We start from the raw sequence: 12191 nt of genomic DNA, 5'->3' as shown, positions 1-12191 counted from the left end.
CTGGACGGGGGGCCTTCGGGAAGGGGAAGCGTTACGCCTGGTCGGCCTGGCGACGACGGATCATCGCGACGCTCGTGACGGCGATACCGGCGGCCAGCAGCGCGCCGCCACCGATCCACACACCGGTCATCGACGCGGCGTCGATACCCGTGGCCGGCAGGGCCCCGCCACCGGCGGCCGCGACCGTGATGGCGAGGGTCTCGGCGTCGGTCGACGGGCTGTCCGAGGTGAGCAGGTAGGTGCCCGTGGCGTTGGTCGGCAGCGTGACGGTGGCGGTGGCCGCACCGTCGGCCGTGGCCGTCTTGCTCACCTGCGTCGAGGTGGGGGCGGCCTTCACGAGCGCGAGGTGCTCGTCGCCGACACCCTCACCCGTGAGGGTGAAGGTCACGGGCTCGCCGGGAGCGAAGCCGGTGAACGTGAAGGGGGCGCTGGCGCCGGGGGCCAGGGTGGCGGTCTCTGCCGGCGGGACGGCCGGGGTGTAGGCCGATGCCGCGACGGGCAGGGCGACGAGGGCGGCGGCCGCAATGACGACGGCGGCGAACTTTGCGCGGATGTTCTTCATTCGTATTCTCCAGAACTGGGGACGAGGACAAGGACAAGGACAAGGGGGTCGATCTGGGGCTGATCGACGGGGGGAAACTGCTACCTTTCCCGCCCTGTCGTCAGGCTATCGGCATTCAAAGGAAATACACAACTAAAGTTGTCGCCCCTCGCCGAAGTCTTCATCCGCCCGTAACACACGAGTCCGGAGACGACTCAGGGGCCGGGCCCGAAGGCCCGACCCCTGAGTCGGAAAGTCCGAGGACTTACTTGAGGATCTTCGTCACCGTGCCGGCGCCGACGGTGCGGCCACCCTCACGGATCGCGAAGCCGAGGCCCTCTTCCATGGCGATCGGCTGGATGAGCTCGACCGACATCTCCGTGGTGTCACCGGGCATGACCATCTCGGTGCCCTCGGGCAGCGTGATGACGCCGGTGACGTCCGTGGTGCGGAAGTAGAACTGCGGGCGGTAGTTCGTGAAGAACGGGTTGTGACGCCCACCCTCATCCTTGGACAGGATGTACGCGGTGCCCTCGAAGTTCGTGTGAGGGGTGACCGAGCCGGGCTTGACGACGACCTGGCCGCGCTCGACGTCGTCACGCTTGGTGCCGCGAAGGAGCAGACCGCAGTTCTCGCCGGCCCACGCCTCGTCGAGCTGCTTGTGGAACATCTCGATACCGGTGACCGTGGTCTTCTGCGTCGGGCGGATGCCGACGATCTCGACCTCGGAGTTGATCGCGAGCGTGCCACGCTCGGCGCGACCGGTGACGACCGTGCCACGGCCGGTGATGGTGAAGACGTCCTCGATGGGCATGAGGAACGGCTTGTCCTTGTCACGCACCGGGTCGGGGATGGACTCGTCGACGGCCTCCATGAGCTCGACGATCGAGTTGACCCACTTCTCGTCACCCTCGAGAGCCTTCAGGCCCGAGACGCGCACGACGGGAGCGTTGTCGCCGTCGAAGTCCTGGCTGGAGAGCAGCTCGCGGACCTCGAGCTCGACGAGCTCCAGGATCTCCTCGTCGTCGACCATGTCGGCCTTGTTGAGGGCGACCAGCAGGTACGGCACGCCGACCTGCTTGGCGAGCAGCACGTGCTCGCGGGTCTGGGCCATCGGGCCGTCGGTCGCCGCGACCACGAGGATCGCGCCGTCCATCTGAGCGGCACCGGTGATCATGTTCTTGATGTAGTCAGCGTGCCCAGGGGCGTCGACGTGGGCGTAGTGACGCTTGGGGGTCTCGTACTCGACGTGCGAGATGTTGATGGTGATACCGCGCTGGCGCTCTTCGGGCGCCGAGTCGATCGACGCGAAGTCGCGCTGGACGTTGGTGGCCGACGGGTACTTGTCGGCGAGCACCTTGGAGATCGCGGCGGTGAGCGTGGTCTTGCCGTGGTCAACGTGACCGATGGTTCCGATGTTGACGTGCGGCTTGGTGCGCTCGAACTTGGCCTTAGCCACTGGGTCCTCCTCAGGACGTTCGTGTAGAGGTTCCGGGCACTGGGTTGCGACCGGTCAGCTACGGGGTTGGTTCTCAGATTACTAGAGAGTCGGTATTGAGTTTGCTGGATGCCGGGGCCCTCACGAGGGAGGGACCCCGACATCCCGGGGCGGTGTTACTCGCCCTTGGTCTTCTGGACGATCTCGTCGGCCACGGCGCGAGGAACCTCGGCGTAGCTGTCGAACTCCATCGAGTACACGGCGCGGCCCGAGGTCTTCGAGCGCAGGTCGCCGATGTAGCCGAACATCTCCGACAGCGGCACGTTGGCCCGGACGACCTTGACGCCGGCGGCGTCCTCCATCGACTGGATCTGGCCGCGGCGGGAGTTCAGGTCGCCGATGACGTCGCCCATGTACTCCTCGGGAGTACGCACCTCGACGGCCATGATCGGCTCGAGGATGACGGGGTTCGCCTTGCGGACGGCCTCCTTGAAGCCCATGGAGCCGGCGATCTTGAACGCCATCTCGGACGAGTCGACGTCGTGCGACGCACCGTCCAGGAGGGTCGCCTTGACACCGACCATGGGGTAGCCGGCGAGCACGCCGACGTTCATGGCGTCCTGGAAGCCCTGGTCCACCGGCGCGATGTACTCGCGCGGGATGCGGCCACCGGTGACCTTGTTCTCGAACTCGTAGGTCTTGTCGGCCGTGACCTCGAGAGGCGCCAGCGCGAACTGGATCTTCGCGAACTGACCCGATCCACCGGTCTGCTTCTTGTGCGTGTAGTCGTGACGCTCGACGGCCTTCTTGATCGTCTCGCGGTAGGCCACCTGCGGCTTGCCGACGTTGGCCTCGACCTTGAACTCGCGCTTCATGCGGTCCACGAGGATGTCCAGGTGCAGCTCGCCCATGCCCTTGATGACGGTCTGACCCGTCTCGGAGTTCTGCTCGACGCGGAACGTCGGGTCTTCCTCCGCGAGCTTCTGGATCGCCAGACCCAGCTTCTCCTGGTCGGCCTTGGTCTTGGGCTCGATCGCGACCTCGATGACCGGCTCGGGGAAGGTCATCGACTCAAGGACGACCTGGTTGGCGCTGTCGGACAGCGTGTCACCGGTCGTGGTGTCCTTCAGGCCGATGACGGCGTAGATGTGACCGGCCGTGACCGAGTCGATCGGCATCTCCTTGTTGGCGTGCATCTGGAAGATCTTCCCGATGCGCTCCTTCTTGCCCTTGGTCGCGTTGACGACCTGGGCGCCGGAGTCCAGGTGACCGGAGTACACGCGGATGTAGGTGAGGCGACCGAAGAAGGGGTGCGTCACGATCTTGAACGCGAGGGCCGCGAACGGCTCCTCACGGTCGGCGTGACGCTCGATGATCGTCTCTTCGTTCTTCGGGTCGCGCGCCTCGATGGCGGGGACGTCGAGAGGCGAGGGCAGGTAGTCCACGACCGCGTCGAGCATCGGCTGCACGCCGCGGTTCTTGAACGCCGAGCCGCACAGCACGGGGTACAGCTCCGAGTTGATCGTGAGCTTGCGGATGGCGCCCTTGATCTCGGCGACCGTGAGCTCCTCACCGCCGAAGTACTTCTCCAGCAGAGCCTCGTCCGACTCCGCGACGGTCTCCATGAGCTTCTCGCGGTACTCGGCGGCCTTGTCGGCGAGGTCGGCCGGGATCTCCTGGATCTCGTACTTCGCGCCCATGGTCACGTCGCCCTTGGAGTCGCCGGGCCACACCAGCGCGCGCATCTCGACCAGGTCGACGACGCCGACGAAGTCGTTCTCGGCGCCGATCGGCAGCTGCAGCACGAGGGGCTTGGCCTTCAGGCGGTTGACGATGGTGTCGATGGTGAAGTAGAAGTCGGCGCCCAGCTTGTCCATCTTGTTGACGAAGCAGATGCGCGGGACGTCGTACTTGTCGGCCTGACGCCACACGGTCTCGGACTGGGGCTCCACGCCCTCCTTGCCGTCGAACACCGCGACGGCGCCGTCGAGGACGCGCAGCGAACGCTCCACCTCGACGGTGAAGTCGACGTGACCGGGGGTGTCGATGATGTTGATCTGGTTCTTGTCCCAGAAGCACGTCACGGCGGCGGAGGTGATCGTGATGCCACGCTCCTGCTCCTGCTCCATCCAGTCGGTGGTGGCAGCGCCGTCGTGGGTTTCGCCGATCTTGTGGTTGACGCCCGTGTAGAAGAGGATCCGCTCGGTCGTCGTGGTCTTGCCGGCATCGATGTGGGCCATGATGCCGATGTTGCGGACCTTCGTGAGGTCGGTGAGCACTTCTTGTGCCACGGGGTTTTCCTTTACGTCTTGTGTGGTGCGTCCGGCCGGGGACGGTATCCCCGGCCGGACGCGGAAAAGCTGTTTACCAGCGGTAGTGCGCGAAGGCGCGGTTCGACTCGGCCATCTTGTGGGTGTCTTCGCGGCGCTTGACCGCAGCCCCCAGGCCGTTCGAGGCATCCAGGATCTCGTTCTGGAGGCGCTCGGTCATGGTCTTCTCACGACGACCCTTGGCGTAGCTGACGAGCCAGCGCAGGGCGAGCGTGTTGGCGCGGTGGGGCTTGACCTCCACCGGCACCTGGTAGGTGGAGCCACCGACGCGGCGCGACTTGACCTCGAGGGTGGGGCGCACGTTGTCGAGCGCCTTCTTGAGGGTGGCGACGGCATCCTGGCCGTTCTTGGTCTCGACGCCGCGGAGCGCGGTGTACACGATCGACTCGGCGATGGACTTCTTGCCGTCGACGAGGATCTTGTTCACGAGCTGGGTGACGACGGGGGCGCCGTACACCGGATCGTTGACGACGGGACGCTTGGGGGCGGGACCCTTACGAGGCATCTAACTCAACCCTTCTTCGCGCCGTAGCGGCTACGGGCCTGCTTGCGGTTCTTCACGGCCTGGGTGTCCAGGGCGCCGCGGACGATCTTGTAGCGCACACCGGGAAGGTCCTTCACACGGCCGCCACGCACGAGCACGAGCGAGTGCTCCTGCAGGTTGTGGCCCTCGCCGGGGATGTACGCGGTGACCTCGGTGCCGTTGCGGAGCTTGACACGGGCGACCTTGCGCATGGCCGAGTTCGGCTTCTTCGGCGTGGTCGTGTACACGCGGGTGCAGACGCCTGCCTGCTGCGGGTTCGCCTTCAGTGCGGGAGCCTTGGTCTTCGAGACCTTCGGCGCACGCCCCTTGCGAACCAACTGCTGAATGGTTGGCACGTTCTCTCCTTGATAATGCTGCACGGTGACAGCCATGTGGTTTCACCACAGACCCGCCGGCGCGGCAGGAGGACTGACGCGTACTGGTGGTGGGTATGCCGTGGGGGTGGCCTGTTCGCAGGCCGTTCCCTGAGATGCGGCGCTTGCTCGCCTGCACGGGCCGAGGCACGACGCAGGGCGCGCATGTGCGCACACCCGATCCATGATACGCCCGTCGGCGGGGGCTGGCAAACGCGCGGTTCAGCCCAGAGCGAGCATCAGTACGACGGCGGACGCGGCGAGCACCACGAGAACGGCCCCCGCGGCGGCCCACCCCGCCCAGCGCCGGCGCCGCCGGCGATCGCGCGTGCCCGCGGCCCCGGCAGCGACCGGATGCTGCGGCGCACGGGGGGCGGGAGCACGCCGCTCCACGATCTCGGGCTCCATCGTGCGGGGACGGTAGATCTCGCGCGCGTGTCCGTCCGGTACCCGGGCGGCCCGCCGGCCCTCCGGCAGCGACGGCTGGTGCGGGGCGACGGTGTCGCGCCGGGGACTCAGGGCCGTGGCATCCTCGGGCGGCCGCGTGGCCCGGCGGCGGGTCTCGCGACGGGCCACGACCGTCGATCCGGCCTCCGGTTCCTCCGGGTGGGGCGCGGCGGCCTCGGCGCGCCGCCGCGGTCCCCCATCCCGTGCGGCCAGGGCGGTGGCGTCGTCGAAGTCGGTGTCGAGGGCAGGCCATGACCGCAGCCGGCCCGCCCACAGCGTGACGTCGTCCTCGTCGCTGTCGTCGTCCTGGCCCATGGATGCTCCGCTCAGGCGTCGGTGCGACGCAGCCGCACTTCGGCGTCGCCGAGGAAGAAGCGCTCACCCGCTTCCAGCTCCTGCCCGGGCTGCGCCTCCACCTCGGTGCCCATCAGCGTGGCGAACAGCACGCCGTTGGTGGAGCCGAGGTCGGTGACGTACCAGGTCTCGCCGCGCAACTCGAGCCGCGCGTGCGTCTTGGAGACGGTGCGGGTCTCGTCGGGGATCGAGACCAGTTGCGCGTCGGGGTACGCGGGGTCGGGTGCGGGCTTGCGCCCGAGGATGACGACGTCGGAGGAGATGTCCAGCGGCGCACCCGAGGGCGGGATGAGCTTCCACGGAGTGCGGCGGCGCTTGGCGATGACCGTCTGGTCGAAGGGCTCGTCATCGGCGGCCGGATCGGCCGCGCCGAACTGCTCGTCACCGATCCCCGGCTCGGCGTACAGCGCAGACACCGACGACCGGGCCGAGCGCGGAGCGCCGGCATCCGGTGCTCCCGACACCGCCGAGACGGCCTCGGACAGCTCGCCGAACGTGTCGTGCTGCACCGGCGGCTGAGCCTGCGTCACGGGGGCCGGCGCCCACGGCTCGGGCTCGGGTGCCGGAGTCGGAGCATCCGGCACGCTGTGCACGGGCGCGGGTGCGGCAGCCGGCGGCGGGGCCGAGCGCATGCCGGGAACGGAGGAGATCGGGGTGATCGGCTCGGGCGCGGCGGCGGCCGCGGGCGGCACCGGCGGCGGGGTGAACGATCCGGCGGGCTGGGCGGCCGCGGCGGGCATGCGGTCTTCGGGATCCACCGCGCTGTCCTCCAGCTCCGGCGACAGCGGGCCGCGCGCGGGGGCGGGTGCGGCCGACACGCGCGGCAGCGGAGGCGGCGGCGGGGTCGAGGGCGCCCACGCCGGAGCCGCCGCGCCAGGGCCGGCGGACGCGCCGGCCGGCGCCGGAGCGGGCAGGGGCGGCGGCGCGGACGGGGTCCACCCGCCCACCAGCGGCGGGGCGGCGGGGGCGGCGGGCTCGTTCGAGCGCCGCACGTGGGCCGGAGGCTCGCCGATCCAGCGCGCCGCGCCGAACCCCAGGACGCTGGCCCAGATGAGCATGAACAGCGCCGCGAGGACCGTCATCCCGGCGCCGTAGCCGAAGGAGCGGTTGATGCGGTGCGCGGCCACGACGAGCAGCACGTACACCGCCAGGGCACCCAGGCCGGGGATGAGGATCAGGAGGATCAGCCACGGCGAGAACCCGCCCAGCTGCAGCAGCACGGCCTGGTTGAGCACGGGCACCCAGCCCTTCCACCCCTCCTCGCCGGCTTTGCGGAACAGGGCGGACAGCGCCAGCGCCATCCAGAGGTACAGGACCACGAGCAGGATGAACGAGGTCACCCCCATCGCGACCGTGATGACATCCATGTTCATGACGTTTCGCGCCCGCGGCTCAGCCGCCGGCGCTTCCCCCTCTCAACGATGCGAGCTATCCGCTCCGTCGCCCGCGGCGCGACGACGCGGACGAATGATCTCAAAGATAGGGCCGCGAGGATGCTGCGCCGGAATCCTGCGCCGCGCGTCAGCGCGCGTCGCTCGTCATCCACGATGCGCCAGAACTCCTCCGCGTCATCCAGCGTCGCCGTCTCGCTCGAGAACACCGCCCGATCGGCCTCCGCCGCCAGGTGGGCGCCGGCGGGTGTGGCGAACGCTGCGGCGAGCTCGGGTCGCGTGCCGGCGGGCGGCGCGGCGCGCCCGGCGTCCGTGCCCGCGTCGACGTACTCGTCCCAGCCGCCGGCGATCCGCTGGACTGCGTCGGGGGCGAGGCGCCGACCCCGCCGACGCACCGCCTTCGCGGCGACGATGAGGAGGAACGGCCCCAGGATCACCAGAAGGATGAGCAGGACTGTTCCCACGATCCGCAGGATCGGCCACAGCCACGACAGGTCCCATCCCGCGCCGTCGTCGCCGTCGTCATCGCGCGCGGTGTCCTCCTGCACGGGCTCGGGCGGCACGACCTCCTCGACGGTGTCGGGGCGCACCTCGGTGACGTTCTCCGGGTCGCGCTGCTCGGTCACCTCCAGGCTCGGGGGCCGGCTCCACTGCGGCGTGACGTCGACGGCGGTCCAGGCCCCGTCCACGTCGCGGACCTCCGTCCACACCGAAAGGTCCTGCGCGCGGCACACGCCGTCCTCGCAGGTGAAGACGCCGGTGTCGGCGGCGCTCAGCCGCGCGCCCAGCACGACGCGCGCGGGGAATCCCAGCTCGCGCGCGATGAGCGCGGTGGCCACGGCGAACTGCTCCTCATCGCCCACGGCGGCGACGAAGTTCCCGGATGCGGCTGCCCGCGGGTCGCTCTCGCGTTCGAGCAGACGCGCGAACATCGTGTCGATGCGGGCGAGGGAGTGCCCCGCGGCGCTGGGCTGGAACGTGTAGGGCGCGAGCTCGGGCATCCACGACGGCGGCGCATCCTCGTCGATCGCCAGCGCGTGGCTGAGGAAGCCGCGCTCGCGCAGCAGCTCCACGAGGCCCGCGAGGGCCGCGCCGTCCGAACCCGTCGCGTGCTCCTCGACCCACCGCACGAGGTTGTCCGGCGCCGGCAGCGCCGACGCGTCGTAGCCGGGCGCCTCGAGGGCGGCCAGATCGGCCGCGGGCGGTTCGACGGCGCGCACGCGGTACGTGTCGCCGTCGCGGGCCCCGCCCCGGCGGTCACGACGCCGGCCTGGGCGTGGGCGCTGTAGTAGAAGCGGTCGGCGAGGGCCGCGGCGCGCTCTCCGGCGAACTCCACCGACGACACCCGCCCGACCGTGGGCAGCCAGATGCCCTCAAGCGCCTCGATCGCGATCTCCGCTTCGACCGCGGCCCCCTCGCCGGCATCCAGCGCCGCCGGCACCCGTACGAACGACGCGGATGCCCCGGGGTCACCGCTGCCAGCACGGAACGTCTCGCCGTCGTACGTGTCGAGCGTCGCCACCCGCACGCGTTCGGGGAGCCGGCCCTCCCCCGACACGCGGAACAGCACGTCGTCGGCGCGCTCGGGGGCGAACAGCGCGCGGTACTGCGTGAGCGGGCTGACGGCGGCGGCGATCTCGCGCTCGGGTCCGGCCGCCGAACGCAGCACATCGCGGTCGGCGCCGCGTGCGGCCCACGGCACGATCGCGACGGCGGCCACGAGCGCGAGCGAGACCATCGCCGCCCCCAGCGCCGTGCGGCGCCGGTCGGTGCGCGAGGGGCGTCGCGAGACCCGTACGCCGCTCGCGGTGGCCGCGCGGTACAGCGCCCGCACGCGCTCGTCGTGCGTCCGCCACGCCAGCCACAGCACCGCCGACAGCAGCCCGACCACTCCCAGGAGCGTCTCAGCCGGCGCGTACAGGGTCACCGCACCCACCCGCAGGGGGTCGCTGACCTCGGTGCGTCCGAAGAACAGCCCGAATCCCAGCATCCCGAACCCGACGGGGACGGCGGCGATCGCCCAGCGGTCGCTGCGCCACGACAGCAGCAGGGCCCCGCACGTGCCGGCCAGGAAGATCACCAGCGCCGGGACGAGCAGGTTGCGGTACGCCCCCACCGGAAGGTCGACGGTGATGAGGTCCTTCCACGCCAGGACGACGCCGGCGGCGGCCTCCCCCAGGCCGCGGAGGAGGTCGACGGGGCCGCCCAGCCGCGCGGGCACGGCCAGCGGCACGCACAGCAGGATGAACGCCCCGGCCAGCAGGGCGGCCGTCCGCCACGGGCTCCACCGTCGCCGGAACACCAGCGCGGCGATGCCGGCGCCCACGGCCGCTGCCACCGCGGCGAGGACGGCGAACTGCCACGAGGCGTACACCGGCCACGCCGCGACCGCCGCGGCGACGGCGGTGACGCCGACGAAGACGGATCCCCCGGCCACGCGCCGCGCGGTCACGACGCAGCTCCCCGCAGGAGCAGGCCCGACAGATCCTCGATCGTGCCGATCGTGAGGACGGAGATGCCCGGCAGCGACTGCATGCGGGGGTGGGCGTGCTCGTCGCACATCACAGCGACGACGGTGGTGTCGAGGGGGAAGGCGAGGGCGGCCTGCCGCAGCCGCACGAGCGGGACGAGGGAGCCGACCACGACGAACGCGATCGACAGGCGCTCGTTGGCCTCGGAGGTGAGGCGGCAGATGTCCTCGATGTTCATGGTGTTCTCGAGCCGGTTGACGGCGCTGAACCCGTCGAGCATGGGACGCGGGGCGACGGTGGGGATGTGCTGGATGGCGCGCAGGCGACCGCGCACGACGCGCGGGATCTCCGAGCCGATCACGATGTCGAGGTCGCGCGCGTCGCGCACCGCGCGCAGGCCCAGGGATGCGGCGGCGCTGACGGCGAGCTCGAACTCGTCGGCGTCGGAGTACTCCTGCTGCGCCGTGCCCAGCACCACCGCCATGCGCGAGCGGCGCGACTCCTCGAACTGGCGCACCATGAGCCGGCCGGTCTTGGCGGTGGATTTCCAGTGCACCTGGCGCTGCGCGTCACCGGGGGCGTACTCGCGGATGGCGTGGAAGGACATGTCGGCGTTCACGAGCCGCCGCGTGGGGTTGCCCTCCAGGTCGCGGATGAGACCGGCGCTCGTGGAGGGCAGGCCCACGGTGCGCGGGTGCACGTACAGCTCGTGCTGGTCGGGGAAGGCGTGCTCGCGGCGGAGCAGCCCGAGCGGGTCGCTGCGCACCGTCGTCACCGGCCCCACGCGGACGATGCCGCGGGGCAGGGCTGGGATCTCCAGCGGCTGCGCGACGGTGTGCCCCGGTCGCAGCAGCGGAACGCCGAATTCCACCAGGCCGCGACCGACGGGGATGTCCAGGCGGCCGGGCAGGGCGATGCGCCGTCCATGGTTGCGCACGACGATCTCGCCCTCGACCCCCTGGCCGGCCACGATCCGCTCGTGGGCGAGGCTGAGGTCGACGTCGTACGCGCGCGCGCCGAAGAGGAAGGGCACGCTCATCACCAGCAGTACGAGGGCCGCCGCGCCCGCGACCATCCACTCCACCCATCCGAACACCATCCCGAGGACCAGGCCCGCGGTGGCCGCCACGACCACGAGCGCGCCCGCCGGGCGCACCGTGCCGGCGCACCAGCGCACGGCGGCGGCGACCGCGCGCACGAGCGCCCGCCACGCCGCCGTCGCCCACACGACCGCACGGACGAGCCCGCGTCCGCGCCGCGCCGTCGTGGTGGAGGTCACCGACGTGCGCGACGCCGTCGCGGTGGACGAGAACGACGTGCGCGTGAGGCCTGCCTCGGTCGGGGTCATACCGCCTCGCGCTGGGTGGGCGGCGCGACGTCGAGGAGCACCTGCCCGATGACGGCTTCGGGCGTGACGCCGTCGAACTCGGCCTCGGGGTGCAGGATCAGGCGGTGCGAGAGCACCGCGACGGCGAGCGCCTTGACGTCGTCGGGGGTGACGTAGGTGCGCGCCTGCGACGCCGCGCGGGCGCGCGAGGCGCGCGTGAGGGCGAGGGCACCGCGGATGCTGACACCCAGGCGCACCTCGTCCGCCGAGCGCGTGGCATCCACCAGGCGCGCGATGTAGTCCAGCACGAGCGCGTCCACGTACGTGTCGGCGGCGAGGTCGGCCATGCCCACGAGCGCCTGCGGCGTGATGACCGGGGTCAGCTCCGCCGTGGCCGTGGAGCCGCCGTCGAGGATCCGCACCGTCGCGGCATGGTCGGGGTAGCCGAGCGAGGTGCGCATCATGAAGCGGTCGAGCTGCGCCTCGGGGAGCCGGTAGGTCCCGGCCTGTTCGACGGGGTTCTGGGTCGCCAGGACGAGGAACGGCACCCCCACCGGCCGCGTCACGCCGTCGATCGTGACACGACCCTCCTCCATGACCTCGAGGAGCGCGGACTGGGTCTTGGGGCTCGCGCGGTTGATCTCGTCGGCCAGGACGATGTTGGCGAAGACGGGGCCGGAGTGGAACTCGAACTCACCGGTCTTCTGGTCGTACACGGTGATGCCGGTGATGTCACCGGGGAGCAGGTCGGGCGTGAACTGGATGCGCGTGTTGGTGCCCTGCACCGACTGCGCGATCGCGCGCGCGAGCGAGGTCTTGCCGGTGCCGGGCACGTCCTCCAGCAGCACGTGGCCGTCGCTGAGCATCGCGGTCAGCACGAGCTCCACGATGTGGCGCTTTCCGAGGACGGCGCGCTCGACGTTGTCGGCGAGCTGGCCGAACGTCGTGGCGAACCAGGTGGCCTGCTCCTGGGTGAGGGTCATCGGTGGGGTCCT

Annotated in this window: 11 protein-coding genes; all 11 read right to left on the bottom strand. The window is 70.8% G+C overall.

What is annotated here, in order from left to right:
• Window positions 1–31 precede the first annotated feature (31 nt).
• A complete protein-coding gene (locus tag F6J85_RS02490) occupies window positions 32–562 on the bottom strand; it encodes a hypothetical protein (RefSeq protein ID WP_150923700.1) in 531 nt (176 codons plus the stop codon).
• A 244-nt stretch (window positions 563–806) separates the two neighbouring features.
• Window positions 807–2000, bottom strand: coding sequence for an elongation factor Tu (gene tuf, locus F6J85_RS02485; RefSeq protein ID WP_135063311.1), 1194 nt, complete (start codon window positions 1998–2000; stop codon window positions 807–809).
• A gap of 155 nt (window positions 2001–2155) precedes the next feature.
• Window positions 2156–4270 (bottom strand): elongation factor G, encoded by a 2115-nt coding sequence (gene fusA / locus F6J85_RS02480; protein WP_150920672.1) that lies wholly within the window; start codon window positions 4268–4270, stop codon window positions 2156–2158.
• A gap of 73 nt (window positions 4271–4343) precedes the next feature.
• Window positions 4344–4814: a 30S ribosomal protein S7 gene (gene rpsG / locus F6J85_RS02475; protein WP_150920673.1), complete on the bottom strand. Its 471-nt coding sequence runs from the start codon at window positions 4812–4814 to the stop codon at window positions 4344–4346.
• A gap of 5 nt (window positions 4815–4819) precedes the next feature.
• Window positions 4820–5188, bottom strand: a complete 369-nt coding sequence (gene rpsL, locus F6J85_RS02470) for a 30S ribosomal protein S12 (protein ID WP_150920677.1) — start codon at window positions 5186–5188, stop codon at window positions 4820–4822.
• A 240-nt stretch (window positions 5189–5428) separates the two neighbouring features.
• The gene (locus F6J85_RS02465) at window positions 5429–5968 is read right to left on the bottom strand and encodes a hypothetical protein (RefSeq protein ID WP_150923699.1); all 540 of its coding nucleotides are present in this window, start codon (window positions 5966–5968) and stop codon (window positions 5429–5431) included.
• An 11-nt stretch (window positions 5969–5979) separates the two neighbouring features.
• Window positions 5980–7374, bottom strand: a complete 1395-nt coding sequence (locus tag F6J85_RS02460) for a DUF5684 domain-containing protein (RefSeq protein ID WP_150923698.1) — start codon at window positions 7372–7374, stop codon at window positions 5980–5982.
• A gap of 2 nt (window positions 7375–7376) precedes the next feature.
• Complete coding sequence (locus F6J85_RS17890) at window positions 7377–8237, bottom strand: transglutaminase-like domain-containing protein (protein WP_238707038.1); 861 nt, start codon at window positions 8235–8237, stop codon at window positions 7377–7379.
• Entirely contained in the window at window positions 8171–9850 is a 1680-nt protein-coding gene (locus F6J85_RS17885) for a TgpA N-terminal domain-containing protein (protein WP_238707037.1), read from the bottom strand. The genes F6J85_RS17890 and F6J85_RS17885 overlap by 67 nt, the downstream gene beginning before the upstream one ends.
• Window positions 9847–11217 carry a DUF58 domain-containing protein gene (locus tag F6J85_RS02450; protein WP_150923697.1) on the bottom strand — a complete coding sequence of 457 codons (1371 nt, stop codon included), beginning with the start codon at window positions 11215–11217 and terminating at the stop codon, window positions 9847–9849. The genes F6J85_RS17885 and F6J85_RS02450 overlap by 4 nt, the downstream gene beginning before the upstream one ends.
• Window positions 11214–12179: an AAA family ATPase gene (locus F6J85_RS02445; protein WP_150923696.1), complete on the bottom strand. Its 966-nt coding sequence runs from the start codon at window positions 12177–12179 to the stop codon at window positions 11214–11216. The genes F6J85_RS02450 and F6J85_RS02445 overlap by 4 nt, the downstream gene beginning before the upstream one ends.
• Between the last annotated feature and the right edge of the window lie 12 nt (window positions 12180–12191).

It is taken from the genome of Microbacterium lushaniae, from assembly GCF_008727775.1.
Classification (GTDB): domain Bacteria; phylum Actinomycetota; class Actinomycetes; order Actinomycetales; family Microbacteriaceae; genus Microbacterium; species Microbacterium lushaniae.
The sequence above is the reverse complement of the archived record's forward strand: the minus strand, read 5'-3'. Positions and strand labels throughout refer to the sequence as shown.

Coding starts and splice junctions, on each gene's coding strand:
- F6J85_RS02490 (WP_150923700.1), bottom strand. CDS start 562: ATGAAGAACATCCGCGCAAAGTTCGCCGCCGTCGTCATTGCGGCCGCC.
- rpsG (WP_150920673.1), bottom strand. CDS start 4,814: ATGCCTCGTAAGGGTCCCGCCCCCAAGCGTCCCGTCGTCAACGATCCG.
- F6J85_RS02465 (WP_150923699.1), bottom strand. CDS start 5,968: ATGGGCCAGGACGACGACAGCGACGAGGACGACGTCACGCTGTGGGCG.
- F6J85_RS02460 (WP_150923698.1), bottom strand. CDS start 7,374: ATGGATGTCATCACGGTCGCGATGGGGGTGACCTCGTTCATCCTGCTC.
- F6J85_RS02450 (WP_150923697.1), bottom strand. CDS start 11,217: ATGACCCCGACCGAGGCAGGCCTCACGCGCACGTCGTTCTCGTCCACC.
- F6J85_RS02445 (WP_150923696.1), bottom strand. CDS start 12,179: ATGACCCTCACCCAGGAGCAGGCCACCTGGTTCGCCACGACGTTCGGC.